This window comes from Pseudomonas gorinensis, from assembly GCF_042015035.1.
Taxonomy (GTDB): domain Bacteria; phylum Pseudomonadota; class Gammaproteobacteria; order Pseudomonadales; family Pseudomonadaceae; genus Aquipseudomonas; species Aquipseudomonas gorinensis.
In genome coordinates this window covers 2101052-2127433 of record NZ_CP167125.1, presented here as the reverse complement: position 1 = coordinate 2127433, position 26382 = coordinate 2101052, and the positions used below count along the sequence as shown (strand labels likewise).

The following is a 26382-nucleotide window of genomic DNA, read 5'->3' as shown; positions in this document are numbered from 1 at the left end:
CACAAAAAGCCCGCTGACCGTTACCGGTTCAGCGGGCTAATGAGATGGTCACCCCCACACCCTGCGAGGGCTACGCTTTCGCAGGGTGTTTTGTTTTTGGAGGCCATCATCATGAGCGAGTCAGCACTGATCGGGATCGATCTCGGCAAACATAATTTCCACCTTCTGGGCCAAGACAAATCGGGCCGCGAGGTGTTTCGCAAAAAGCTCTCGCGAGCGCAGATGATGCGGTTCTTCGGCAACTTGCCGAGCTGCGTCGTGGTAACGGAAGCCTGTGCCGGCTCTCACTTCATCGCCCGTCAGCTTGCGGCGATGGGGCATACGACCAAGTTGATTTCACCGCAGTTTGTCCGCCCTTTCGTCAAGGGCAACAAAAATGACTTTATCGACGCAGAGGCCATTTGCGAGGCGGCTTCCCGTCCGTCCATGCGCTTCGTTACGCCTAAAACCGAGTCTCAGCAAACCCTGTCTGTCCTGCATCGCATGCGCGAGTCGTTGGTGCATGACCGCACCAAGACAGCCAATCAGATGCACGGTTTCCTGCTGGAATTTGGCATCAGCCTGCCCAAAGGCTCAGCCATCATGAAGCGTTTGGCAGCTGTTTTGGCCGAGCATGAGCTGCCTGTGCGGCTGACAGTGCTGTTGCAACGCCTGCACGATCACTTCGTTTACCTGGATGAACAGATCAAGGAACTGGACAAACAACTGGCTTGCCAGCTGGCCGACGATGATCTGGGGAGCCGTTTGCTTAGCATGCCGTGTGTCGGTCCGATCACCGCCAGCCTTCTGGCTGTAGAAATGGGCGATGGCAAGCAATACCGATGCAGTCGCGATTTTGCGGCTTCAGTGGGCTTGGTGCCGCGACAGTACAGCACGGGCGGCAAAGCCAATTTGTTGGGGATCAGCAAGCGGGGTGACAAGCACCTGCGGCAACTGCTGGTGCAATGCTCCAGGGTTTACATGCAGAGGCTGGATCATCAGAAGGGGGCTTTGGCCGACTGGGTGCGAGCGCTGCTGCGCCGACGACACTCGAATGTGGTGGCCTGTGCCCTGGCCAACAAACTGGCGCGTATCGCTTGGGCGATAGCGGCTCACCATGCGCAATATGAAGCAGGGCCAGACGCCTTGAACGCCTGACCCTGCGGTTGTTGCAGTACCACAATTCACCCTTCAGGTTTTGCGATAGCTGAACAACGGATGACGTGAACGGCCTACCGGCCTGGCGAAGATCCTGACATAAAAATCGGCTTCAGAAGCCGACGGGCTTTTAAGGATCGTCAGGCGCGACTCTCATCGTGGCGCTGGGGCAAGCCCCAAACAGACGCCGGATAGATTTAAGCAAGCCAACCACATCGCCCGTTAATCAGTATTGCAAAAATGGGGGGACCATAGATTTTTTAAGCGTTACCTGATATCAGGCGTTGCTTACAGCGCCAGGTCAGACGCTGGCTTGCTCGGCGCGGCCGCAGGCTTGGCAGCCTCGGTGGCTTTTGGAGCAGTCAGTTGCGGAATCGCAGGCGGTGGGGTCAGTTGCAGGATACCGGCGGTGTAGGCCCATTCCTTGGCAACAGCCTCAGGACTGTCGTTCAGCTTGGTGCCGTAGCTTGGCACGATCTGGTGCAGTTTTGTCTGCCACTCAGGGGTCGCAACCTTGTCCTTGAACACTTTCTGCAGCACGGTCAGCATGATCGGCGCCGCAGTCGATGCGCCTGGCGATGCACCCAACAGGCCGGCAATGGTGTTGTCGGCGGAGCTGACCACTTCGGTACCGAGTTTCAGGACGCCGCCCTGCTCTTCGTCACGCTTGATGATCTGCACGCGCTGACCGGCTTGCCACAGGCGCCAGTCTTCTTTCTTGGCGTTCGGGAAGTACTCTTTCAGGGCGTTGTAGCGGTCGTCATCCGACAGCATCAGTTGGCCGGCAAGGTACTCGACCAGCGGGTATTCACGAATACCGACTTTGGTCATTGGTCAGATGTTGTGGGTGGTGGTGCTGGTCAGCAGGTCCAGGTACGAGCCTTCTTTCAAGAACTTGGTCGAGAAGGTCGCGAATGGGCCAAACAGGATCACGCGCTTGCCATCCAGCACGCGGGTGTCCAGGTGCGGAACCGACATCGGTGGCGCGCCAACCGAAGCTTTACCGTAGGCCTTGGCCAGGTGCTGCTCGGCAATGGCCGGGTTATCGGTGACCAGGAACGAGCCGCCAACCGGGAAGCCCGCGTATTCCTTGGCTTCCGGAATGCCCGACTTCTGCAGCAGGTGCAGGGCACCGCCGCCAGCGCCGATGAACACGAACTTGGCATCGGTTTCAGTCTTGGTGCCGTCTTTCAGGTTTTTGTAGCTGACACGCCACGAGCCGTCGGCGTTCTTGGTGATGTCCTGCACTTCGCTCGACAGCTTCAGGTCGAACTTCGGCGTGGTTTGCAGGTGAGCGACGAACTGGCGGGTGATCTCGCCGAAGTTCACGTCGGTGCCGATCGGGGTCCAGGTGGCCGCGATTTTCTGGTTCGGGTCACGCCCTTCCATCATCAACGGAACCCATTTGGCGATCTGCGCCGGGTCTTCGGAGTACTGCATGCCGGCGAACAGCGGGCTCGCCTGCAGGGCTTCGTAGCGCTTCTTGAGGAACTTGATGTTGTCATCGCCCCACACAAAGCTCATGTGCGGTGTGGAGTTGATGAACGAACGCGGGTTCTTCAGCACGCCCTGCTGGACCTGCCAGGACCAGAACTGACGGGAAATCTGGAACGCTTCGTTGATCTCGACCGCTTTCGGGATCTCAACGTTGCCGTTCTTGTCTTCCGGGGTGTAGTTCAGCTCGGCCAGGGCCGAGTGACCGGTACCGGCATTGTTCCAGCCGTTGGAGCTTTCTTCGGCGACGCCGTCGAGGCGCTCGACCATTTCCATCGACCAGCCTGGTTCCAGCTCATTGAGCCATACACCCAGGGTCGCACTCATGATGCCGCCGCCGATCAGCAGCACATCGACTTTCTTTGCCTCTTCCGCGTGAACGGACGTGATCCCCATCGACAAAGCCAGCCCCAGCAGGGCCGTGTTTACTTTCTTAAACATCGGTAGCACCTATGATAAAACGCCATCCGCCCCACTGCCCCTGATGATGGGCAACCCTCGTTCACGCTGCGCCAGGCAACGCAACGTGGGGTTTGCGCATTCACTTCGAGACCGCAGGGTGGGCACACAAGGCCGACGTATCGACCTCACTTTTATGTCCCTTCTGCGCTGACTTCTTATCATTATTGGCTTCAGCTACCTGGGCGACAGCCGACCGCCGGGACGTATACGGGTGTACGTACCGGGGAAAGACCAGACCAAGATGGCGCGCAGAATATCACGCTAAACGGCGTTTATGCGTCGTTTGGCCAATTGACAGCTCTAAATCGCGGGTTTTGCCGCGCCGCTGTCAAGCGTGGCAAGCGCGACGTGGGGTCACAGGGTGTTTAATCAAACTGAACTCTGTCAAAAAAGGCTGTTCTAGACACCTTCGTCGCTGCTTGCGTAGCATCGGCGGCTGTCCTTCGTGCCGTTCATCCCAATAGAGTTACCCATGACTATCCAGCAAACACCCGGGCACGTGCTGCCCGCGCGCAGTGCCGCCAAAATGGAAGCTGCCATGGCCGTGGGCGCCTTCGCGATCGGTACTGGCGAATTCGCCATCATGGGCCTGATGCCCGACATCGCCCGCAACTTGAACCTGAGTGAACCCCAGGTCGGTCACGCCATCAGCGCCTACGCCCTGGGCGTGATGGTCGGCGCACCGCTGCTGGCCATCCTCGGCGCCAAGCTGCTGCGTAAACATATGCTGTTGTTGCTGATGGGCCTGTACGCCCTGGGCAACCTCGCCACCGCCTTCACCCCGACCTTCGGCTCGCTGGTCGCCTTCCGCTTCATCAGCGGCCTGCCCCACGGCGCCTACTTCGGCATCGCCGCCGTGGTCGCCTCCAGCATGGTGCCCAACCACAAACGCGCCGGCGCCGTGGCGCGGGTCATGATGGGCCTGACCCTGGCCATGCTGCTCGGCAACCCCATCGCCACCTTCCTCGGCCAATACCTGGGCTGGCGTTCTGCATTTGCCTTGGTCAGCGTGATAGCCCTCCTCACCATCGCCCTGGTCTGGCAATTCGTCCCCCACCGCCACGACGAACAACGCAGCGACCCGCGCAAGGAACTGCGCGCCTTCACCAAACCCCAGGTGTGGATGGCGCTGTCGATTGGCGCCATCGGTTTTGCCGGGATGTTCTGCGTATTCAGCTACCTGGCGCCGACCATGCTGGAAGTGACCAAAGTCTCGCCACAATGGATTCCATTTGGCCTGGCGGCGTTTGGCGTCGGTGGAATTATCGGCAACATCGCCGGCGGCAAGCTGTTTGATCGCATGCAGTTTCGCGCGGTGGGCTGGATTCTGGTGTGGTCGATGGCGGTGTTGTTGTTCTTCCCCTTCGCGGCCTCATCGCTATGGGGCGTGCTGCTGAGCATGGGCCTGGTGGGCACCATGGTGTCGCTGGCCGCACCGTTGCAGATCCGCTTGATGGATATTGCCCATGAGGCACCGAGCCTGGCAGCTGCGTCGAACCACGCGGCGTTCAACCTGGCGAATGCACTGGGGCCGTGGTTTGGCGGCATGGCGATTACAGCTGGGTTTGGCTGGACCAGCACTGGCTACATCGGCGCGGCTACGGCACTGGTCGGCCTGGGTATCTACCTGGTCGCGCGGCGCATGCAGGGCGGGCACTAAAACCCACAATTCTGCCCCCACCACAGATCGAATGTGGGAGGGGGCTTGCCCCCGATAGCAGTGGGTCAGTCAACACACCAACGCCTGACCCACCACCCCATCAATCATCATGCAACAACCCCGACCCATACTCCCCATAACTACTCCCCAGCCCACTGCCGCCAAAATTCATCTTCGCGGCCTTGCTGGGGCTGTGGTCACCAAACGCCTGGCACCCGCCCGAAAAGCAAGGGTCACTGCTCACGCCAGACGAACCCGAAGAGCAAGCGCCCAACAGCAACGTGCCAGCAATCATCACGACTTTGACAAGGCTCGAGATCATGTTTTCAGTTCCCTGTGGACTGGAGGCGCGGGGGGCCTCTCTTGGGGACGATCGTAGACCTCAAAGGCGAAGGGAATTATGAAACTTTACCGGGTGACAGGGAGGGTTCAGGTTGCCGCCTTGGGGTAAGGCGGCGGGGTTGGGTGTCAGGCTGTGGCCGTGGTGGCGGTAGGCGCGACGTGCTCCTGGGCTCGGCTGACGAGTAGAGCGCTCAGGTCTATTAGCTGTTGAGTAGTGAAGGGGGTGTCAGAAATTTTGTGTTCGGGCATAACATGAGTAAGAGGTGCATGTATGCCAACCAAAAAGAAACCCGCGTTGCGAGAGCTGCCGAAAATCCCGAAAGAGCTGCTCGAGCAATTCACCGATGGACCGATGACCGCTGAAGCTATCGAGGACGCGTCTGCGGCGTTCAAGAAGGCTTTGATCGAGCGAGCGCTGAGTGCAGAGCTAGGTCACCACTTGGGCTATCCGCCGGGCGCGCAGCGCCCAGAGGATGAAACCAACCAGCGCAATGGCAAAAGCGGCAAGACGGTTCTAACCGGCGACGGTCCGCTCCGACTGGATATTCCCCGCGACCGGGACGGCAGTTTTTCGCCCATTTTGATCCCCAAGCACGAACGCCGCTACACCGGTTTCGACGACAAGATCATCGCCATGTATGCCCGTGGAATGACGGTCAGAGAGATCCGAGCGTTTCTTTCCGAGCAGTACGGTACTGACGTTTCTCCCGACTTCATCAGCTCTGTAACCGACGAGGTCATGGCAGAGATCGGTGCATGGCAACAGCGGCCTTTGGAGCCGATGTATCCGGTTATTTTCTTCGATGCTCTACGGGTCAAAATTCGCGAAGAGGGGCTGGTTCGCAACAAGGCGATTTACTTGGCCCTGGGCGTTTTGCCTGACGGAACACGCGATATTCTCGGCATCTGGATAGAAAATACCGAGGGCGCCAAGTTCTGGATGAAAGTTTTCAACGACCTCAAGACACGCGGCGTCGAAGACGTGTTGATTGCTGTGACCGATGGACTGAAAGGCATGCCAGAGGCTCTCAACGCCGTATTTCCAGACACGACACTGCAAACATGCATTGTTCATCTGATCCGCAACAGTCTTGATTACGTGGCCTGGGACAAGCGTCGCGAACTGGCCAAGGCGCTCAAACCGATCTATCAGGCGGTGACCGCCGAAGCAGCCGAGCAGGCGCTGGATGCGTTTGAAAGCGGGCCATGGGGCAAGCAGTATCCGACGGTAGTGGCTGCCTGGCGCCGCGCTTGGGATCGTGTGATCCCATTTTTCGTGTTCCCGCCGGCGATTCGAAAAGTGATCTACACGACCAACGCCATTGAGAGCATCAACGCTCAGTTGCGCAAGATCATCAAGACCCGAGGTCACTTCCCGACCGACGATGCGGCGACAAAACTGATCTGGCTTGGACTGCGCAATATCACCGCAAACTGGGGCTCCGCGGCCCATGACTGGAAAAGTGCGATGAATCAATTTGCGATTCTGTACGGAGATCGATTTATCAGGCCAACCTGGTAAAGCATGGCCTGCCTGACGGCAGGCCGTTACCGGCCCGCACACAAAATATCTGACAGTCCCGTAGTGAATGGCGCGAAACACGCCTCCCCGACACCCACGATGCATCCCTGATAAACTGCGCCACATTCGCCTCGCTAACTCAGATCCCCCATGCCCCTACAAACCGCCCCACTCTCCCGCCGCTTCTCCGTCGCCCCGATGATGGATTGGAGCTACTAATCCTCTATGCCACTCAATACGTGCCTTCCAGAACCTTTCTAAAAATCCCGTACCACTTTCGTACCAACACCAATACGACGCCCTGGATTCCAACCACCGCCCTCGCTGGAAATAGCAATCCCCTTCACTCACTTGGTGGATGCTGTGTGACATCTTTGAAAAGCTCTATTGCTTCGTTATCCGAAAGTCCACGCATGAACTTGTCATAGCTTTTCACGTCTTCTGGTGTAGGCACTGCGTAATCAGGGATCGATCGAATTCCATCTGCAATATCCCTACGATTGATCTCTCCCTGGATGACCATTCCCGTATTCATTTGGTAGGAAAGTGAGCCGCATTCTCGGTTCATAAACCCAACCAAACCGTTAGCTAGCATTGCTCCCTCTCGCTTCCTGACCTCATGCTTAGCAAGGGCAACGCGGATCATCTCAACCCTGATGAACAAGAACTGGATACGCGCTAAGTCGTCCTGGAGATTCCCCAGCAATTTCGGATCTTCAATCAGAGCCTGAATCTCTCTAGCCTTCTGTAGAGCCGTGTAATTGATATATCCACGGTCACGTTTCAGCTCCTTGAGTTTTAGATGAAGTCCTGAGTTCTCAGCGGTTTTGACATAGCTCTTAGCTTTCTCAACCCACGTCCGCATGACTTCATAAGCACTGAAAATCCACATCTGCGACTGGGCAGCCAGGAAGATCGAATCGTAGGGACTTGAAGACTCGTTAAATTTGGCGAGACGATAATCGTACTCCAGCCCCGTTATGAATTCATCGACGATGGTCAGGTTCATAGCCTGACTCACAAGATTCATATCAGTGGCAAAAAGACTGAGTGATTTAAGAGCCTCACGTAGTGCGTACTGAGGGATCTGGTCCGGGGTGAGATAGGTAGGCTCGTCATCTCGGTTGTATCCGTAATCATCGTCGATCATGACCGTTTTGCTCCATTTGAATATCCCTAAGCATATGCACAGAACACCTACCAAGACAGCCTTTCGATTTCTGTCAAATGGTAGCTATAGGTACGCTCTCCCTCCGACTCCAGTCCTGATACCAATTGCAAACGCCAAAACTGAAGCTGTGTGCGGGAGAGTGCGTGCCCAGGGGTTCAAAAAATCCGACAGCTCTCATGTAGCACGTCACTTCCCCTCTTCCAAAACTACCTACCATAGGCAGCTAACAGGTATGCTGCACTCTGACCTCCCAGCCTGAATTCAACACATAAGTGCAACGCTCACCCCTGTATGCACTTCGTACGGCGTCTTCCAGCCCAAGCGCTTGCGCGGGCGTAGATTGATCCTCGCTACTGTCCGATTGACGGCTTCGACGGTCAGCTTGCTGAAGTCGCTGCCCTTGGGGAAATACTGGCGGAGCAGACCGTTGGTGTTTTCATTGGTGCCACGTTGCCAGGATGAATAGGGGTCTGCAAAAAAGACCTGGCACTGGCTCCGTAGCGCGATGCGTTCATGCCCGGCAAACTCCCTTCCGTTATCCAGCGTCAGCGTGTGAGCGGCATGGCCCTGAAGCATCAGATTGATCGCCCGCGTTACCTGCCGGCGCGTTCTGCGCTTGACCGGATAGGCGCTCAGATAGCCGCTTTTGCGATCAACCAGGGTCACCAGGTTACCGCCCAGTCCATGTACCGTATCGCCCTCCCAGTCCCCCAGGCGCTCGCGGCTTTCGACCTCGGCTGGGCGTTCACTGATTGACACGCGATTACGCAGCTGCCCGCGCCGATCGTGGCTTCCATAGCGTTTCCGGTAGCGCTTTCGGCGATGTCGCAGATAGGTATAAAGCTCACCACCGGCGCGCTGTTCGGCGGCAATGAACCGATAAATCCACTCATGGCTGACCGCCCGGCTTGGCTGCTCCTGCTTCAACCGCTGGGCGATCTGCTCCGGACTCATGCCATGCTTGAGCCACACCGGGAGATGATGGCTGAGCCATGTCGCCGGCTTGCAAAACTTGCGCGCACCCGCTCGACGAGCATCACTTTCATGGGCCGCAGAAACAGCCTTGTAGATATTCTGGGTGCTGTTGCGGCGAACCTCGCGACTGATCGTCGAGGGATGCACGCCGACCCGCTTTGCAATGCTCGCCTGGCTCTCTGCGGCGCTCAAGCCAGCCTCAATCTGGTAACGTTGTCCCTGAGTCAGCTGCCGGTAATGCGTAGTCATCTGCGCTTGAATCCTTCGGTGTGAGAGCCTGGATTCTACCGGTGGCTGGCTCTCTGCCTCTCGTTTCAAGCGTTGCGCTTATTCTATGAATTCAGGCAGCGAAAAGGATTTAAGTTGGAAAACTATACGGTTCCCTCATATGTAATTTCGACCATCGCAGAAACTGTTTCAGAAAACGAAACCCATGCGAGCCTAGATAGTTTATTTATGTATGCCGAAGCACCTGGCGAACCACCTGAAGGTTCAAAAGCAGTTAAAGCTTTAGAGTGGCTCAGAAGAATTAATAAAGTAAGTGGCTCCGAAACACTGACTATCATTGGGAGAATTATCGAAAAGTATATGGAGACAGATGTCGAGACCGCACCGACATTTTGGCGTTCTGAAGAAATGATAGAGAAAGAAAAAGCCAATATAGAAAAGATAAGAAAAGCGCTTGAGCGCGCGGGACTCTCCTACTCGACCGGAGGAATAATATCTAAAGGCGAGGGGTTGGCTACAAAAACACTATCCGAACTTATAAAGAAAAAGAATATCCAAGCAATTGATCAAGAATTTGAACGCGCGATAAAAAATGTACAACTAAGCCCTAGAGAGGCAGTTTCCGCAGCTTGCAACATACTCGAATCACTATTTAAGGTTTATATAGAAGAACATAACCACCTTCAAATGCCAGCAAAACAGGATCTACAGTCTGTTTGGAAGGTAGTCAAAACAGATCTAGGGCTGGACGCTTCTAAACTGGAAGAAAGGGATTTACAAGAAATAGTGAGCGGTATTATGGCCACGGTGAATGGGATTGGCGCGTTACGAACTCATGCAAGCGCTGCACATGGAGCAGGAAAGAAACCTTATAAATTGAAGCCGCGGCATGCAAAACTTGCAATTCATGCGGCACACACCATTGCAGCCTTTGTGTTAGAGACATGGAATGAGAAAAAAGCTTAAGCATCAGCGTCGAGCAAATGTTAGCAGAGTGAAAAAACCTCTTTTTCATTGACGCGCTTTAGATCTGTAAGTTAAAGCACCTAGCTACCAAACTAACAAGCGGAAATTTTATGGACGAGTTCTCGTTAGAAAAAATGTCAGATAGCATTCACTACGGCAAGACAAAAGAATACTTCAGAGAAGTTTTATCTTCATACCACAACGGAAACTATAGATCCGCAGTGGTAATGCTTTGGTCGGTAGCGATATGCGACATTGTTTACAAGCTACAAAACCTAATCGACCTCTATGATGATGCATCAGCCAAAGCAATATTAGATGAAGTGAGTAGAATTCAAGATGTAGACCAGAAATCAGCCGCTTGGGAGCTAAAATTAATAGACGAAGTAAATGACAAAACAAATTTGCTAGATAGTTCCGAATATGAAAATTTGAGATATTTGCAAAAGCAAAGACATTTGTCAGCGCATCCTGTACTAAACAGGGAGCGCGAACTGCACTCACCGAACCACGAAACCGTTAGAGCATTGATCCGAAACACATTGACCGATGTTTTAACCAAACCACCTTTTTATACCCAGCATATTCTTCAAGAATTGCTTGATGACATCTCAGAGTCTCGCGAAATACTGAATACCAGATCAAAAGTAAAAAAATACGTTGTAAACCGGTACTTTGATAGAACCACTGAGCAAGTTGAGCTAAATATATTCCGATCCCTATGGAAAATAGTATTTAGGATTGAAAACGAACAATGCGAAAATAACAGACTAATCAACCTTCATGTTCTTGAGGTGATAGCTAGCAGAAACAAAGCTTCACTGCCTGCAACAATACGAGGAGATGTCGACTTCTTTAGTAATTTGGCTAGTACTGGCAGCCCTCTACAATATTTCATTTTCTTTCTTTCTCAAAATCACGAATTATTCCCATTATTAAGTGACGCTGCTCGCTTGAAGATTGAACACTACATAGAGAAAGACCCTGTATGCAAAACTGCTGGTTGGTTTGTAAAGGAGAACATTTTCAAGCACGGAGACGACCTGAAGGAGTGGATTGTAAAAGATAGGCCAGTATTTAGCTCAGATCAATTTGATTACATACTTCAGCTTTCTGACTCTGAGGAGTGGCAAGAGAAGTTCTGTATGATCGCATCAACATACTACGGAGTCAGTACCAATTATGATCAGGCCGACTCCCGCTTTCAAGTGGCGATCCCTCAGTACATAAAATTGTTTAACGAAAACTCAATTAAGTATCTAGCCGAACAAATTGAAAACAACCCTCAGTGCCACGATAGAGGCCGTGCTCGTCATGATTATACGATTATCAAGGCGAGAATAGATGAATTGTATGGAGATAAATTTGACTACACACATTATCACTGGTTTAGCAGAAAGCTTGGCCTCGCCGATTAAATTTTAACTCCTATCTTCCAGTGCTTGAGGGTGAGCGCAGCTTACGGCCGATTGTGGTCGTAAGTGATTGGTAGGCAGAATGTACGCCTCGGTACGCAGGCCCCTTTTTATAGGCATGGAGACCACCTCCTGCAGGACCTGTGCACCAATTCTCGCCTGACTGTATTGAAGCATCTCAAGCGGCTAGGAAAATGCTCTCTCCAATCCCAACATCGCCTGTAAACCTCACCATCTGACGCTGTGTGAGTGTGAGTGCGGGCGCGTCAACGGAAACGTCGTGAGTGCTGCGCAATGCAGCACGCAGCGTCAAAAGCGCGCCGACCTAGGCACATCTCGCGTTTTCATGTTGACCCACGGGAAAGAGGTTAGAAGGGTTAGTTTTTTGCTGGGTGCCCTGAAAGCCTTGTTTGGCATGGCTTTTCGAAGGGTTGGCAAGGTTAGCTTCTTGGTTAGGTCTGGTTATTTCCTAACCTTTATTAGTATTAAATATTCAGTATATTAATTCCTTTAAAAACAGCCAGTTATGAATTTATAACCTTTAACCTAACCCAACCTAACCCATCAAAGTTAGGTCTCAAGCCCAACAAACACGGGCGTTCCAAGTCACAACACCCCCCCTCAAAAAAAACTAACCTTTTTCCCGAGGCACTTACTGAATTCAGCTGTCTTTGCGTGCTTGAAACCGTTGCGAAAAACATCCACCTTCGCAGGGTTCCGCAGGTTTCTGTCCCCACTAAAACGCCAAGCATGCGCCCAGCCTGAGCCGCCGAGAGTGGTCCGCAGGGTCGCAGAAAAAACGCCCCATTTAGCCCGCAGGCGAGGTGGGGGGACGACGGCGCGCGCCGGGTGGTGAAGCACGTCACTGCCCCGTTGTGGCACGCCTGTAGCCCTATTTGTGGCACGCCAACTCCCCGAACTATCGGCAGCTTCCTGGGTGCCAACCACGCAGCCCCCGAAGCCCCGTGTTTATTGGTCCGCGCGGCCGCTTTGGCTTGCCGTGACACCCTGCAAATGCTATGTTGAATTGGGTTTTTTCATGCTGCTGAAGGGCAAACTTTCATCTATTCCAGCTGACTTTTTCTGACCCAAAGCCCCCCTCCCTCCTACAGTTCGTCGCCTCAAATCGCGTCATGAGCAAACCTCGATTACTGTATGCACATACAGTATTGGATTCGCCCCCATGAATAACGATGAAGACACCCTCGGCTGGCTTGGCCTCCCTACCCCATTGCAAATGTACCGGCAGCACTGCCGCCTCCTGGAGAACGAGATCCAGGACCTGAACGTGCAACTGCGCAAAGCACGGGAGGATGTCTTTGGAATCAGCCAGATGCTGCTGGCTACCCAGGCGAAGAACGCCGAGTTCGCTGGATACCTCCGTCAGAGAGGCGGCGAAGCGGCTGAGATGCGAAAGCAGATCGACACCCTGACGACGTCACTGATCGTAAGTCAGCGTGAAGCCGAAGGCCTGAAGCGAATCGTCAACGAGATGAGACCTCGACCGACCACGATTGTCTAAGATCAAACGGAAGGAGGGCTTGGCTATGTGCGGAAGGCTGTCGCAGTACAGGGGTATCCACGACTTCGTTGCGGCGCTGAGCATGCCCAACGCCCTGGCAAACTCGGTGGGTGACCAACCGATCGAGCGGTACAACGTTGCTCCGACGACCCAGGTGGCATTGCTGCACCTGCAAGGTGAACTGCTGCACGCTGATCCAGTTCGCTGGGGGTGGCGACCGCATTGGGCAAAAGACCGCGCCGCACCGATCAATGCACGCGTCGAAAAGGTCGCCCACGGCCCATTCTTCCGGGCGATATGGCCGCACCGGGCGATCACGCCTATCGACAATTGGTTTGAGTGGGTGGATGAAGGTGGGCCGAAGAAACAGCCCTACCTGATCCGCAGGCGGGACGGCGCGCCGATCTTGTGCGCGGCCATCGGCCAATTACCAGACGCAGATGAAGGCCCAGGCGAACATGACGGCTTTGTGATCATCACCGCCGACAGTGCCGGCGGCATGGTGGACATTCACGACCGAAGGCCCGTGGTACTGACGCCGGATCTTGCCCGCGAATGGCTGGACCCGGCAACGCCTAAAGAGCGTGCCGAGCAGATGGTGTTGCACCAGGGCGAGCCGGCCGAGGCCTTTGAATGGTTCAAAGTCGCTAACTCGGTAGGCAATAGCAAAAATTAAATGAAACTTCTAATAGAGCCACTACATATATAACAAGAGGTATAACTCAACTATGAATTCTTCGGAGGGCGTTTACCCCTTGCATATACTTGACGATAATGGAGTGAATTCAGCCTACCTTCATAGATCCATTCGCCAGAATTTTCGTCAAAATAATGCTGCACCACTCTATCGTTTCTAAAAACCTCAGGGATGGTCTGAAGTAGCCATGTATTTCCCCGGCATACCACCTAGCGCAACTTTTAAACTCGCCAAATGATCAAAAAACAATCAATTCGACGAGTATTTCTTACGTTTTCGCCACCCGGACCCCACTCCGGTGGCCATTTCCCGCATTACAGGCGCACCTCTCCTGCATTCGTCAGTAAATGTCGGCGCGCCATCCACAGGTTCGACAGAGCGAACAGTGTCACCAGTTGCGCCGTGTTTTTGGCCAAGCCGCGAAAGCGCACCTTGGTGTAACCGAACTGGCGCTTGATTACCCGGAACGGATGCTCGACCTTGGCGCGCACCTGAGCCTTGGCCTTTTCAATCTTGCGCTTGGCTTTGTACAGCACGCTGCGCTTATCGAGTTTTTTGTAGGTGCTGCGGCGTGCCGCCACCTGCCAGATAACTTCACGTCCTTCATGCTCGGGCCGCTTTTCGACACCGGTGTAGCCTGCATCGGCGCAGACCACGTTTTCGTCGCCATGCAGCAATTTGTCCACCTGGGTGACATCCGCCACATTGGCCGCCGTGCCCACTACGCTGTGCACCAGACCCGATTCGTCATCGGCGCCGATGTGGGCCTTCATGCCAAAATAATACTGGTTTCCCTTCTTGGTCTGGTGCATTTCCGGGTCGCGCTTGCCGTCCTTGTTCTTGGTCGAACTGGGCGCATTGATCAGCGTTGCATCGACGATGGTGCCCTGGCGCAGCGACAGGCCGCGGTCGCCCAGATAGCCATTGATGACAGCGAGGATGCCGGCCGCCAGCTCGTGTTTCTCCAGCAAGCGGCGGAAGTTGAGAATGGTGGTTTCGTCGGGGATGCGCTCCAGGTTCAGCCCGGCAAACTGGCGCAGGATCGTGGTTTCGTACAGCGCTTCCTCCATCGCTGGATCGCTGTAGCCGAACCAGTTCTGCAGCAGATGCACACGCAGCATCGCCATCAACGGGTAGGCCGGACGGCCACCTTCACCTTTCGGATAATGTGGCTCGATCAAAGCAATCAAGCCCTTCCACGGCACCACCCGATCCATCTCGATCAGGAACAACTCCTTGCGGGTTTGCTTGCGCTTGCCAGCGTACTCGGCGTCGGCGAAGGTCATCTGCTTCATCGGGAAACTCGGTGGGTGGGGTCGCGGTATTTTGCCAAATCAGAAAGTCTTTTTCAGAGTTTCCCTCAGGTGACAACGGAAATTTCGCGTTTGGATTATGAAAAACTTGAAGACCATCCAATATTGTCTCACCACATTCTGAAGGTGGCCCTACTCGTTCCTCAGGGACTCCAAGAGGAGGAGTGGCCCACAAGGACATAACCTGCGTAACAGTTTCGTTATTAGTAGACATTGCACTAAGCTTGCCCCATGTCGCGACACAACTAAATACTACAGCACTAACATCTATCATTTCTGAACTATCAAATATCCCCAGCGGAACCTCAGACCCATTTTCCTTTTCAACATAACCGAGGTTTATAGCAGGAGGGCCGTTGGGATAGAGCGCTGGATTATCTAGATATGCATCTTCGTCAACGTAGTAGTCATAAAGCAACGCCCTAATAGGTCTGTCATATTGCAAGTTAAAATGAGGCTGCTCATACGGTGCCACCGCTATAACAAATGGCTTACCTTGAACATAGCTCAGTGTCTTATAAAACTCATCGTACCTCCTCGCCTTTCCAACAATCGCGTTTGACAGCCGTATGACTGCTTCTTTATTCAAGTCTCTAAATCGACGGACAGACTTTAATTCCTCAGGACTATAAGTCTTATCCCACTCATTAGGTTTTCCTTGGGCCGCATTCCCAGTTGTGGCTTCGACTATAAATTCATATCCGTTCGAGGATAGGCAAAAATCAGGAGTTGCGTTTTTCCAATCCTGAGAAAATCCATATTCTCGAAAGCACGCATGCAAATACACCTCCCAAAAAGAAGAGTTAAATGTTGTTTGAAACTCCTTAACGATCTTCCCATCCCTGTCCTCAAACCCTTTCGCCCATTCTGTAAAAAGTTCCCGCTCAGCAGCTCTAAATCCAGCCAGTACAGATTTGAAGTTTTTATTCTGCTTTGCCTCTTCTACAACTGGAGTAAAAAAATCCATATTATTCTCACAAAAGTATTATGGGACTGGCCTACCCAACTGTAGCAAACACCCCGTCCACATGCTCCAAAAGGTAAAAAGTATTGAGTTCGGCCCACTTCCCATTCTTACTTTTACGCCCCCACGGGAATTTCATAGGGTTTGAACCGCACGACCTCCTCCCCTAGCCAGTCATTCACCTGCGCCATACGCGCCTGAATCGGCTCCAGCTCATTGGCCGCATAGATCTGCGCCGCCTCCCTGATTGACCCAAACCCCCCCGCGTTCTGCGGCACAATGCCCATCAGCTGCGGCGGAATGCGTAAGCTGGCCAGCACGTCGTCGCGGGTCTGGTTTTTGATCGAGTTGAATTCGTCCTTGGCCGTCACTTCACTGACCGGAATGATCTGCAACCCGTCCTTTTTGCCGTTCGGCGAGTACACGAACAGGTTGCGGAAGTTACCCGGCCCCTTGGAATCTTTGAGCGCCTTGCGCAGGGAGTCGACATCCGCTTCGTTCTGCGCGGCGTCGGTCATGTAGAGGATGAAGCCGGCATGGCTGCCGTTCTCGTAATACTTGCGGCGGAACAGCGTGGCCGACTCATTCAGCAACGCCGACTGCAAGGCGCTGATCCACTCAGGCAGGCCGTACACCTCCTGGTGCAGATCCGCTTCCCGCAGATGGAAAACGGTGCCCGGTTCAAATTCGTGCTCTTCCTTCCAGCCCTGGACCATGAACTGCCGCCCGTCTTTGCCCGAGCGCATGTACTTCGCCAGCGGCGGTACCAACTCGCGCACCGGGCCGAGCATCGAGCGTCGCCCTTCCAGATAGCCGTTGCCCAGGCACAGAAAGTCCAGGGCGAACTGCTCGAACGCCGCGCGCGACAGCAGCCGGTGCGGGATAAACGTCTTGCTCAACAGGTTGCGCTTGAACATCAGCCCCGAATGCAGATGCACGCTGGAACCCACCGAACGTGCCAGGCCATCCAGAGACAGCGGCGGCTCGTACCACCGCCCGTTAAACCAGCACTCCAGATAATCAAAAACCTCCCGGCCACTCAGCACCGGTGATGGATCGCCGAAGCTGAACGCCTCCATCTTGCTATCACTGCGCGGAATGAACTCCTGCGCTGCAACCGTGGAAGCCTGGGCCACTTGCTTGGTATTTCTGTGGCGGTTCGACATCAAAAAATCTCCATCCGACCGGTATTGGCAGTGGTCTGCCCCTCCAGCGGTTCGTTGTGCAATGCGTGAAAGAGCGCCCACGCCAGGTCGGCGTGGCCGGTGTTGTCGTTGCGGCCGGCGGTGTAGGTGAACTGGCGACCGCCTGCGGTGATGGTCTTGCGGATAGCCATCAATGACTGCGCCATGTCGGTCCAGCCGGCATCGAACTCCAGCCGGCCGCGGTGGATCACGTCGTAGGCCTTCAGCACCAGGCGCGTCTTCACCTCGGGGGAGTAGCTGAAGGTGGTGACGTTGGGGAAGAATTGGCGTACCAGCTGCGCCACGCCGCTGCCCAGCCCGGTTACGTCGATCCCGATATACGTCACCCAGTAGCGGTCACAGACGGCTTTGATCACGCTGGCCTGCGCCGCGAAGTCCATGCCGCGGAATTGGTGACGCTCCAGCACCCGGAACTTGCCACCTGGCACCAGCGGCAGAGCGATCACCATCAGGCCAGAACACTCGCTGAACAACCGCATGGCAAACGGCTTGTAGTGCTCGGTCAGCTCGCCTAGGTACGCCTCACCGATAGCATTGAGTGTCGCACTTGGTCTTCCCCAGTCGCCGGGCTTTCTCAACCGCTACCAGGTGGCGATTGATCATGTCTTTGAGCACGGTGCCCTTGCGATTCGCTCGCTCGATCACACCAGGCTCATCCAGCTCCGACTCGCGATTAAGCGTCCAGGCCTAGGTGGCCTGTTTTCAGGCGAAAGTCTGGCTCTCTTGGTAGACTTGCACTCCGTCGCGCTGGATGCGGACCTGAGCCGTGTAGCTCACAGTCCCATCCGCCAGTTTTCTTGCCCTGATAGTCGCCATCGAAAGTGGTACGCGTCAGTTTTGGGTGGTACATCTTACCAACGAGCCCTAAAACGGCCTGAAAACGCCCTAAACCCTGCCGAAAAACACGTTGAGTAAAATGGTTCAAAAACAGAGCTTTAGCCCAGCAGAATCAAGCCCCGCACTGTCTCGGCGCTTTAGCGTTGCACCCATGATGGACTGGACCGACCGTCACTGCCGGTTCTTCCTGCGCCTGCTCTCCAAACACGCCCTGCTCTACACCGAGATGGTCACCACCGGCGCAATCCTGCATGGCGACCATGACCGCTTCCTGCGCCATAACGAAGCCGAGCACCCTCTGGCGCTCCAGCTTGGCGGCAGTGTCCCCGCTGACCTGGCCGCCTGTGCGCGTATGGCCGAGGCCGCTGGCTACGACGAAGTGAACCTGAATGTCGGCTGCCCGAGCGACCGGGTGCAGAACAATATGATCGGCGCGATCCTGATGGCTCACCCGACCTTGGTGGCCGATTGTGTGAAGGCGATGCGCGATGCGGTGTCGATTCCGGTGACGGTCAAGCACCGTATCGGGATCAATGGGCGGGACAGTTATGCCGAGTTGTGTGACTTTGTCGGGACGGTGAAGGACGCGGGCTGCAGCAGTTTTACGGTGCATGCTCGGATTGCGATTCTGGAAGGGTTGTCGCCAAAGGAGAACCGCGACATTCCACCCTTGCGCTATGACGTGGCGGCGCAGTTGAAGCAGGACTTCGCTGCGCTGGAGATTATTCTCAACGGCGGCATCAAGACGCTGGAGCAGTGCCATGAACATTTGCAGACGTTTGATGGGGTGATGCTGGGCCGGGAGGCTTATCACAATCCGTATCTGCTGGCGGAGGTGGATCAGCAGTTGTTTGGCAGTGAAGCGCCAGTGATCAGCCGGGCGGAGGCGTTGGCGCAGTTGCGGCCTTATATCGCTGAGCATTTGGCGGCGGGTGGGGCGATGCATCACATTACGCGGCATGTGTTGGGATTGGGCACCGGTTTCCCTGGGGCGCGCAGATTCAGGCAGTTGTTGTCGGTGGATATTCATAAGGCTGCGGATCCGTTGGCATTGTTGGATCAGGCAGGGGCGTTGTTGGAAGGGCGTTGATTGGATAGCTTGCAGGGCGTCGGTTGGTTATTGATGAACTGACACACTGCCATCGGGGGCAAGCCCCCTCTCACATTGGGTGCAGTGTGTCCAGGGAAGGCGTCAGTTGGCATGAAGGCGTTATCCAAGTGTCATCGGGCAATTGGGTTGAACCTGTGGGCCGTTCTGGCCTCCTATTCAGCAGCAAGGCCCGTCATTCAAACGGCTGTTTTCAGGTTGTTGCCCTCGCAAACGATCGAACGCATTTGCGCCCTTGAGCGCCTGTCGGCGCTCGGGTAATGTCATCAGACCCATAGGACAGAGCACGCCCATGACTTCCAAGCTGGAACAACTCAAGCAGTTCACCACCGTCGTAGCCGATACCGGCGATTTTTCCACCCTCGCCAAGCTCAAGCCACAAGACGCCACCACCAACCCTTCCCTGCTGCTCAAGGCCGCGTCGATTCCGGGCTATGCCAAGCTGCTGGATGAGTGTGTGCAGGACTGCAACGGTGATGTCGGCCTGGCCAGCGACCGGTTTGCGGTAGCGGTGGGTCAAGAGATTCTCAAAGTTGTACCAGGCCGTATTTCCACCGAAGTGGATGCCCGCCTGTCGTTCGACACTGACGCCGTACTCAAGCGCGCGCACCGTCTGATCGACCTGTATGACAAGGCCGGCGTCGGCCGCGACCGCGTATTGATCAAGATCGCCTCCACCTGGGAAGGCATCCGCGCGGCGGAGAAGCTGGAAAAAGAAGGCATCCAGACCAACCTGACCCTGCTGTTCTCGTTTGCCCAGGCTGTGGCTTGCGCGGAAGCGGGTGTGTTCCTGATTTCGCCATTCGTAGGCCGGATCTACGATTGGTACAAGAAAGCCAATGGCAACGACTACACCGGCTCGGATGATCCTGGCGTGCAGTCGGTGACGCGCATCTACAACTACTACAAGGCCAACGGCTACAAGACCGTGGTGATGGGGGCGAGCTTCCGTAACCTGAGTCAGATCGAAGAGTTGGCTGGGTGTGATCGCCTGACGATCAGCCCGGACCTGTTGGAGAAGCTGGCGGCGGATGAAGGCAAGCTGGAGCGCAAGTTGTCGCCTGGCCATGCCGGAGAGGCGCGGGTACATTTGACTGAAGCGCAGTTCCGTTGGGAGTCCAACGAGGATGCAATGGCGACTGAGAAGCTGGCAGAGGGTATTCGTCAGTTTGCTCGGGACCAGGAGAAGCTTGAGGCGCTGTTGTCCGCCAAGCTGTAAACGGACAGAGACGGCAAAAAGGGCGGTACCTGTGAGGGTACCGCCCTTTTTTGTATCGATCGCAAGCCGATCTCAGTTCAACTGTGGGAGGGGGGGCTCCCGATGGCGGTGGGTCAGCGAGGAATACATGGCCGGACATTGCGCTATCGGGGGCAAGCCCCCTCCCACATTTGGAATGTGTTCTACAGAGGGATCAGTGACGCTCGAGGGCGTTGACGAGGTCGTGGAAGGCTTCGCGGTTGGACTCGTTGAGGCCCATCAGGATTTTGTGCGCTTCCAGTACCTTGACCCGCACAACCTCCTCGGACTGGTCCTGGACCGGCAGGTCGGTGAGGCATTCCGGGCAAGGGATCGGGCGGTCAACGATGTTGAACACCTGGTCGAAGCCCATGGACTGCAGTAGCCGGGTGATGTCTTCGTGGGTGGTGACGACGGTGGGCAACAGGCCGACCTTCTGCCGAGACAGAATGGACAACTTGGCCAACAGCCCAAGGGTGGTGCTATCGATGCTGCGGGTTTCGGTCAGATCGATCACGATCGCCGAGAAGTTCAGCGCTGTGAAAATCCGCTCAATCGTCGCATCCAGCGCCGAACACAAGGTCAGGCGCACTTCACCGACAAACTTCAAGACAAAGGTCCCGTCTTGCTCGGCGAATTGGATTCTTCCGGTACTCATCAAAGATTCCTGCTCAACACCAATAGGGCGATATCATCCGGCATCTCCCCTAGCGTGGCCAATCCAAAAACCTGCCGCAGGCCATCCAGGCTGCCGCCCGCCGACTTGACCCGTTGGGGCAAGGCGGCTTCTTTCTCTTTGAGTGTAGGCTCTGGAAGAAGGTCCAGGATGCCATCGGACATCAGCGTCAGGCTGAAGGTCGGTGGCAGCTCCAGGATGTGGTCTTCATAGGTGGCTTCATTGAACAAGCCAACGGGCAGACCCCGTCCTTCCAGGTAGCGCACACTGTCAGGTGTGTACAAAACCGGCATCGGCAGGTGACCACCAATGCTGTAGGTCAAAAGACCGGTTTCTTCATCGATCACGCCGCCCACCATCGTCACGTGCTTGCCCAGCTTGCAGCTGATCAAGCCTCGGTTGATGTGGCCCAGCACCTCGGAGGGAGTGAACTCCGGCAAGGTGCCATTGCGCTTGGATTCAAACAACAGCCGTGTGGTCATGAATTTCAACAACACAGTCACAAAAGCGGAGGAAGCACCGTGGCCGGAGACATCGGCCAGGTAGAACGCCACGCGGCGCTCGTCGACACGGAAATAGTCGACAAAATCACCCGACAGGTACAACGACGGAATGATCTGGTGCGCAAACTTGAACTCGTCGATGGTCCAGGGGCTGACCGGCAGCATGTTCATCTGCACCTGGCGACCGGCGTTCTGGTCCTCCTGGAGCAGGTTCAGGCTGGCTTCGAGTTCACGGTTGGCGGTTTCGAGCTTTTCGCGGTAACGCTGGTTTTCCAGCAGCAGGCGTGCACGATCCAGGGCACGGCGCACTGAGTGCTCCAACACCGCCAGGTCTTCCAGGGGCTTGATCAGGTAATCGGCGGCGCCCAGGCGCAAGGCCTCGACAGCGTCGTTCATGACCCCGGCGCCGGACACGACAATCACCGGCGTCTGCGGGGCGCGCTCGGTCACCTGGCGGATCAGCTCGAGGCCGCCCATCTGGGGCATGCGCAGGTCGCAGATCACGAGGTCGGGCTGGTCGCTCTCGAATACCTGGAGACCCTGTTGGCCATTGCTGGCCTGCAGGACGCTGAAGCCACTGTCTTCCAAATAGGCCGCAAGGCTTGCGCGCACTACTTCGTCGTCATCGATTATCAGCAGCGTGGCACTGGTTTTTTGCATGTGGGCAAACGGCGCCAGAATTAGGTTGGCGTAGGCGACTCGGCAAAGGCCGGGCTCACTCTACTGGATTCGCTTTCTAGCCTCTCTGTCCTACAAAGCATAGGCTTTTTGCCCACGCACAACTGTAAAGCAGAGGTGCCCTTCTAAGGCGCAGACGGTACTCCCATCCGCCTGGTGTTTCAAGCTCATGCCGATGGTCGCCGGGCGTCTTTACATCGCAAATCACCGGGAGTTATAAGAACCCTTAAAACCACAACACAATGTAAGGATGGAAGCTGTGAGCGAATACGAGCGCGACTACGCTGAAAAACGCGACTTCATCCGCATGCGAGTGGATGCCGACGTGGCGTTGATCCACGCGGGCCAAGAGATTGCCGGGGTTTGCGTGGACCTTTCCAGCTCCGGGATGCAGGTGCAGGCACCGCGTCAGTTCAACGTGGGAGACCTGCTCACCGTGCGCATTGATTCAGAGCACGCGGCTCTCAAAGGCCTGGAGGCTGACACCGAAGTGGTATGGACCAAAACGGCAGGCGAAGAGCAACAACTGGGGCTTAAGATCTTGAAAATGCGCTGAAACCGCACATAAAAAAGGCGACCGCCAGGGTCGCCTTTTTTTTCATTTCAAAATATCACAGCTTAAAAGTCGTCGACGACCTTGCCGTCCTTGACCTTGAACTCGCGGTTCTGCAGGTAGGCGTTACGAATAAAGGTGTACTTGTCGCCGGTGATCAGCTTCTCGCTCTCGAGCAGGCTGGCGCGGGTATCAACGATATTCAGGCCCATGGTGCTGTTGCGCCAGCCGATATCGTTCATATAGCGATATGGCTGGGTGTAGGTGTCCACATACTTGGACGGCGCATCGCGCAGGGTGCTTGGACCCAGCAACGGCAGCATCACGTATGGGCCACTGCCCACGCCCCAGTAACCCAGGGTCTGGCCGAAGTCTTCATCGCTGCGCTTGAGCCCCATTTTGGTGCCGACATCGATAAAGCCCAGCACGCCGAAGGTGGTGTTCATCAGCAAGCGAGCGGTGTCCACGCCAGCGGCGTGCGGCTTGAGCTGCAACACGTTGTTGGCCAGGTTGCCGACATCGCCGATGTTGCGGAAGAAATTGTGCACGCCGTCTTGCATGAATTGCGGGGTCACAAACTGATAGCCCTGGGCCAATGGCTTGAGGGCGTAGGTATCAACGGTGTCGTTGAAAGTGAAGATCGGGCGGTTGACGCTTTCCCATGGGTCATCTTCCGACGCTGCCTGTGCGGCGAATGGCACCAGCAGGACAGTGGCACACACCGACAACTGAGCGAAGTAGTGGCTCCAGCGCATAGCTTTTGCTCCTTGAATGGTCTGTCATGGGCGCTATGCCCTGAATAAGGCCGTCAGTATATGACGGAAGTGTGGATTTAGGCAGCTGCCAAGAAACGACAGGCTCTGAAATGGACAATTTTCCTACAATTAACGCCAGTGTCATCGACTTGTCATCCCCCCCCGATAGCGTTGGAGCTATTTCAGGGATGTAGAAATGCCTCACGCCGAAATTGCCGTCGCCACCGCTCCCGCCTTGACTGCCGTGTTATTTGGCCTGAGTGGCTGCCTGGTGGATTTCGGTTCCCAGGCGCGCACCGATTCGTTCTCCCCGCACTCCGAAGCTACGCCCGGCGCGCTGAAGATTCTGCGCAGCCTGAAAGAGCAAGGCGTGCCCTGCGCCTGGCTGGATGAATTGCCACCCTCGGTGACCACCCCGCTGGCTGCGGCCCTGCCCGATTGGGTCAAGGCCGCATCCCCCTCCTCCATCCGCTGGCCGGCGCCCCATGCGTGCTGGCAAGCGCTGATGGAATTGAATATCCCACGCCTGGAAGGCTGCGTGCTGGTCAGCGGCGAGCCGCGCTTGCTGCAATCGGGCCTGAATGCCGGGTTGTGGACCATCGGCCTGGCGTCCTGCGGTTCACTGTGCGGCCTGGCGCCCGAGCAATGGCAGGCGCTGACCGAGCAGCAGCGCGAATACAAGCGCGGCAAGGCTACCGTGGCACTGTATGGGTTGGGGGTGCATTCGGTGATCGATCATCTCGGCGAGCTCGGCACCTGCCTGGCGGACATCAGCCTGCGCCAGCTCAAAGGCGAGAAGCCCTGATCGAGATCATGCACATTCGGCCCCGGTGGATTAATCTACCGGTCAGTCCGTAGACCTTTCTCGGCGTGCCGTGGTCTATGCCAGTGCCTATCGATAAAAGGAAGAACGCCATGCCTGCCCGCGAAAAATTGCAAGAACAGGTCAATATCCTGCGCGAGCAACTGGAACAGGAACCGCCGCTGCCAGCCGAAAAACGTGAAGCGCTGGAAGCCTTGCTCGCCAAGTTCGAAGTACAACTGGAGCTGGAACCGGCCACCCAGCCACCTAGTATTTCCGACGATGTGAGTCAAGCTGCCATAGAGTTCGACGCTGAGCACCCGGTGATTTCCGGGACATTGCGAAATATTATGATCACCTTGGGCAATATGGGCATCTGACCCGACCCCAAGCCAGACACAGAACCAAAATGTGGGAGGGGCAAGCCCTAATGCCGTTCAGTTAAGGCTTTTGTGTAGGAGCGAGCTTGCTCGCGAAGAACTTACAGGCGCCGCGTTCATTCAGGAAACACGCGTTATCGTTGACGTTTTTCGCGAGCAAGAACTAGGCGTCCCCCTCGCTCCTACAGAAGGCGATGTACGCTTAACTGACTGGCATTAGGGCAAGCCCCCTCCCACACGTGTTTACTGACGGGCCAGGCGCACGTTCTGGAACGCCACATCCTCAGTACTGCGGTACGGATTGATATCCAACCCACCCCGCCGCACATAGCGCGCATACACCGTCAGCTTCTCTGGCTTGAGCAAACGCTGCAGGTCGAGAAAGATCCGCTCCACGCACTGCTCATGGAAATCTGAGTGTTGGCGAAAGCTCACCAGGTATTCCAACAGGCTGGCGTGATCCAGCGCCGCCCCCCGATATTCCACCGCCACGCTGCCCCAATCGGGCTGGCTGGTGACCGGGCAGTTGGATTTGAGCAAGTGGCTGTGCACACTTTCCTCCACCACACGCGAATCGTCGCAACGCAGCAGTTCCGGGCGCGGGTGCTCGTAGTTGCTGACGCTGATATCCAGATCATCGATGCAAGTGCCCGGCAGGGCCACCACGCCTTCGGCTTCCACCTCGCCCAGGCTGCGGATGCGCACGCCCACCGGTTTGCCGGCTGCGGCGCTGAGATCGGTGCGCAACGTGGCTTCCAGGCTCTGCGTGTCGGCAAACGCGGTCTGGTTCAGCGAGTTGAGGTACAGCTTGAAGGACTTGGACTCGATGATATTCGGCGAGTCAGCCGGAATACTGAATTCACCGATGGCCACCACCGGTTTGCCCGAGGGCAGCAGCCAGGACAATTCGAAGCAGTTCCAGAAGTCCACGCCTTTGTACGGCAGGGTCTCGGCGCTCAGGCCCAGTTCGGCCCACTTGGCGGCGCGCGGAATCGGGAACAGCAACGAAGGGGTGTAGGTGGAGATGTATTCACTGGACTTGCCCAGCGGCGAATGTTCGGCAGCGGGATGCATGGCGGAAACCTGGCTAAATAAACCGCGCCAGTCTACCAGCCTTTGCCCCCGCCCTTAACAAGCGCTCATTCGACGTTGAGCTTGCCGACCATGCCCGCCTGGTAATGCCCGGGTATGTTGCAGGCGAACTCCAGGCCAGTGGCCTTGGTGAACGTCCAGGTCAGCTCGGCGGTTTTGCCGGGCTCGACCAGCACGCTGTTAGGGTCATCGTGCTTCATGCCCCCCATACCACCCATGCCGCCCATATCACCGTGCCCCATGGCGCTGTGATCCATCTTGCCCATACCGGTGGCATTCAGCATGCCGCTGGCCTGCATCTGTAGCATTTCCTTCTGGTGCTCGGCATGCATCGCGGCATCACCCAGGTTGAATTCGTGGAGCAACTGGCCCTTGTTGACCAGCACAAAGCGCACGGTCTCACCGGCCTTTACGTCCAACGACTTGGGCGAAAAGGAAATATCCTGCAATGTAACTTCCACGGTGCGCGTGGCCTTGTCGGCAGCCGCTGGCTGGCCAAATGCATAGGTGTGAGCCGTTTCAGCCGCCGCCCCGAAACTCAAGGCCAACAGGCAGCCCGCTAACAACAGGGGGTTACGCAATACCATCTCAATTCTCCAAAGGTGTGGGATCAGCCTGGATAGCACTCTAAGATGACCTCGCTGCCAGCCAGCTGACTGCTAGATTACAACTTTGTCAGGTTGCGCCC

23 protein-coding genes and 3 pseudogenes are annotated in these 26382 nt (G+C 55.8%); 12 read left to right on the top strand and 14 right to left on the bottom strand.

The genetic code is table 11. From position 1 onward, the window contains the following. The first annotated feature begins 111 nt into the window (after positions 1-111). Complete coding sequence (locus AB7933_RS09725; RefSeq protein ID WP_024074122.1) at positions 112-1137, top strand: IS110 family transposase; 1026 nt, start codon at positions 112-114, stop codon at positions 1135-1137. Between the two features lie 288 nt (positions 1138-1425). On the opposite strand, the pseudogene mqo reads toward AB7933_RS09725, so the two are convergent. After that, positions 1426-3072 (bottom strand): annotated as a pseudogene (gene mqo, locus AB7933_RS09720) (malate dehydrogenase (quinone)). A gap of 493 nt (positions 3073-3565) precedes the next feature. Here mqo and AB7933_RS09715 point away from each other — a divergent pair. After that, on the top strand, positions 3566-4753 hold the full coding sequence (locus AB7933_RS09715; protein WP_024074120.1) for an MFS transporter: 1188 nt from the start codon (positions 3566-3568) through the stop codon (positions 4751-4753). 100 nt (positions 4754-4853) lie between these two features. On the opposite strand, the gene AB7933_RS09710 is transcribed toward AB7933_RS09715, so the two are convergent. Then, the gene (locus AB7933_RS09710) at positions 4854-5075 is read right to left on the bottom strand and encodes a hypothetical protein (RefSeq protein WP_024074119.1); all 222 of its coding nucleotides are present in this window, start codon (positions 5073-5075) and stop codon (positions 4854-4856) included. A gap of 291 nt (positions 5076-5366) precedes the next feature. Between AB7933_RS09710 and AB7933_RS09705 the strand changes: the two genes are divergently transcribed. After that, a complete protein-coding gene (locus AB7933_RS09705; RefSeq protein ID WP_024074675.1) occupies positions 5367-6617 on the top strand; it encodes an IS256 family transposase in 1251 nt (416 codons plus the stop codon). A gap of 343 nt (positions 6618-6960) precedes the next feature. On the opposite strand, the gene AB7933_RS09700 is transcribed toward AB7933_RS09705, so the two are convergent. Both AB7933_RS09700 and AB7933_RS09695 read right to left on the bottom strand, forming a co-directional pair. Further along, positions 6961-7767, bottom strand: a complete 807-nt coding sequence (locus tag AB7933_RS09700) for a hypothetical protein (RefSeq protein WP_024074118.1) — start codon at positions 7765-7767, stop codon at positions 6961-6963. A 282-nt stretch (positions 7768-8049) separates the two neighbouring features. Continuing rightward, the gene (locus tag AB7933_RS09695) at positions 8050-9012 is read right to left on the bottom strand and encodes an IS30-like element ISPpu17 family transposase (RefSeq protein ID WP_004577240.1); all 963 of its coding nucleotides are present in this window, start codon (positions 9010-9012) and stop codon (positions 8050-8052) included. A 114-nt stretch (positions 9013-9126) separates the two neighbouring features. On the opposite strand from AB7933_RS09695, the gene AB7933_RS09690 reads away from it, so the two are divergent. The 4 genes from AB7933_RS09690 (at position 9127) to AB7933_RS09675 (ending at position 13570) form a co-directional block, all read left to right on the top strand. Further along, the gene (locus tag AB7933_RS09690; protein WP_024074117.1) at positions 9127-9957 is read left to right on the top strand and encodes an abortive infection family protein; all 831 of its coding nucleotides are present in this window, start codon (positions 9127-9129) and stop codon (positions 9955-9957) included. 110 nt (positions 9958-10067) lie between these two features. Further along, positions 10068-11375, top strand: a complete 1308-nt coding sequence (locus AB7933_RS09685) for a hypothetical protein (protein ID WP_024074116.1) — start codon at positions 10068-10070, stop codon at positions 11373-11375. Positions 11376-12555: 1180 nt separating this feature from the next. Further along, positions 12556-12894, top strand: a complete 339-nt coding sequence (locus AB7933_RS09680) for a hypothetical protein (protein WP_024074115.1) — start codon at positions 12556-12558, stop codon at positions 12892-12894. 25 nt (positions 12895-12919) lie between these two features. After that, positions 12920-13570, top strand: a complete 651-nt coding sequence (locus tag AB7933_RS09675) for an SOS response-associated peptidase family protein (protein WP_024074114.1) — start codon at positions 12920-12922, stop codon at positions 13568-13570. 335 nt (positions 13571-13905) lie between these two features. Here AB7933_RS09675 and AB7933_RS09670 read toward each other — a convergent pair whose 3' ends face one another. The 5 genes and pseudogenes from AB7933_RS09670 to AB7933_RS09650 form a co-directional block, all read right to left on the bottom strand. After that, on the bottom strand, positions 13906-14823 hold the full coding sequence (locus AB7933_RS09670) for an IS5 family transposase (RefSeq protein ID WP_236695150.1): 918 nt from the start codon (positions 14821-14823) through the stop codon (positions 13906-13908). Further along, positions 14744-15871 carry a hypothetical protein gene (locus AB7933_RS09665; RefSeq protein ID WP_375156325.1) on the bottom strand — a complete coding sequence of 376 codons (1128 nt, stop codon included), beginning with the start codon at positions 15869-15871 and terminating at the stop codon, positions 14744-14746. Before AB7933_RS09665 ends, AB7933_RS09670 begins: the two co-directional genes overlap by 80 nt. Before the next feature lie 113 nt (positions 15872-15984). Beyond that, complete coding sequence (locus AB7933_RS09660; protein WP_024074112.1) at positions 15985-17034, bottom strand: phage portal protein; 1050 nt, start codon at positions 17032-17034, stop codon at positions 15985-15987. Further along, positions 17034-17573: pseudogene (locus AB7933_RS09655) on the bottom strand (terminase); the annotation flags it as partial. The gene AB7933_RS09660 and the pseudogene AB7933_RS09655, both read right to left, overlap by 1 nt. After that, positions 17571-17889 (bottom strand): annotated as a pseudogene (locus AB7933_RS09650) (site-specific integrase); the annotation flags it as partial. The pseudogenes AB7933_RS09655 and AB7933_RS09650, both read right to left, overlap by 3 nt. A 100-nt stretch (positions 17890-17989) precedes the next feature. Between AB7933_RS09650 and dusA the strand changes: the two are divergent. Both dusA and tal read left to right on the top strand, forming a co-directional pair. Beyond that, entirely contained in the window at positions 17990-19000 is a 1011-nt protein-coding gene (gene dusA, locus AB7933_RS09645; protein WP_024074110.1) for a tRNA dihydrouridine(20/20a) synthase DusA, read from the top strand. 310 nt (positions 19001-19310) lie between these two features. Further along, a complete protein-coding gene (gene tal / locus AB7933_RS09640) occupies positions 19311-20237 on the top strand; it encodes a transaldolase (RefSeq protein WP_024074109.1) in 927 nt (308 codons plus the stop codon). A 193-nt stretch (positions 20238-20430) separates the two neighbouring features. Here the strand turns inward: tal and rssC are convergent, their stop codons facing one another. Both rssC and rssB read right to left on the bottom strand, forming a co-directional pair. Further along, complete coding sequence (gene rssC / locus AB7933_RS09635) at positions 20431-20913, bottom strand: anti-sigma factor antagonist RssC (RefSeq protein WP_024074108.1); 483 nt, start codon at positions 20911-20913, stop codon at positions 20431-20433. Beyond that, a complete protein-coding gene (rssB, locus tag AB7933_RS09630; RefSeq protein WP_024074107.1) occupies positions 20913-22094 on the bottom strand; it encodes a two-component system response regulator RssB in 1182 nt (393 codons plus the stop codon). The genes rssC and rssB overlap by 1 nt, the downstream gene beginning before the upstream one ends. 277 nt (positions 22095-22371) lie before the next feature. Here rssB and AB7933_RS09625 point away from each other — a divergent pair, with 277 nt between their 5' ends. Next, positions 22372-22668: a PilZ domain-containing protein gene (locus AB7933_RS09625; protein WP_024074106.1), complete on the top strand. Its 297-nt coding sequence runs from the start codon at positions 22372-22374 to the stop codon at positions 22666-22668. Between the two features lie 62 nt (positions 22669-22730). Here AB7933_RS09625 and AB7933_RS09620 read toward each other — a convergent pair whose 3' ends face one another. Next, positions 22731-23420 (bottom strand): MlaA family lipoprotein, encoded by a 690-nt coding sequence (locus AB7933_RS09620; RefSeq protein WP_024074105.1) that lies wholly within the window; start codon positions 23418-23420, stop codon positions 22731-22733. 196 nt (positions 23421-23616) lie between these two features. Here AB7933_RS09620 and AB7933_RS09615 point away from each other — a divergent pair, with 196 nt between their 5' ends. Together AB7933_RS09615 and AB7933_RS09610 are read left to right on the top strand one after the other, a co-directional pair. Further along, on the top strand, positions 23617-24225 hold the full coding sequence (locus tag AB7933_RS09615; RefSeq protein WP_024074104.1) for a phosphatase: 609 nt from the start codon (positions 23617-23619) through the stop codon (positions 24223-24225). A gap of 110 nt (positions 24226-24335) precedes the next feature. Beyond that, positions 24336-24602 (top strand): DUF4404 family protein, encoded by a 267-nt coding sequence (locus AB7933_RS09610; RefSeq protein WP_024074103.1) that lies wholly within the window; start codon positions 24336-24338, stop codon positions 24600-24602. A 243-nt stretch (positions 24603-24845) separates the two neighbouring features. On the opposite strand, the gene queF is transcribed toward AB7933_RS09610, so the two are convergent. Both queF and AB7933_RS09600 read right to left on the bottom strand, forming a co-directional pair. Continuing rightward, positions 24846-25676 (bottom strand): NADPH-dependent 7-cyano-7-deazaguanine reductase QueF, encoded by an 831-nt coding sequence (gene queF / locus AB7933_RS09605; protein WP_024074102.1) that lies wholly within the window; start codon positions 25674-25676, stop codon positions 24846-24848. Positions 25677-25741: 65 nt separating this feature from the next. Then, a complete protein-coding gene (locus AB7933_RS09600; RefSeq protein WP_024074101.1) occupies positions 25742-26281 on the bottom strand; it encodes a cupredoxin domain-containing protein in 540 nt (179 codons plus the stop codon). Between the last annotated feature and the right edge of the window lie 101 nt (positions 26282-26382).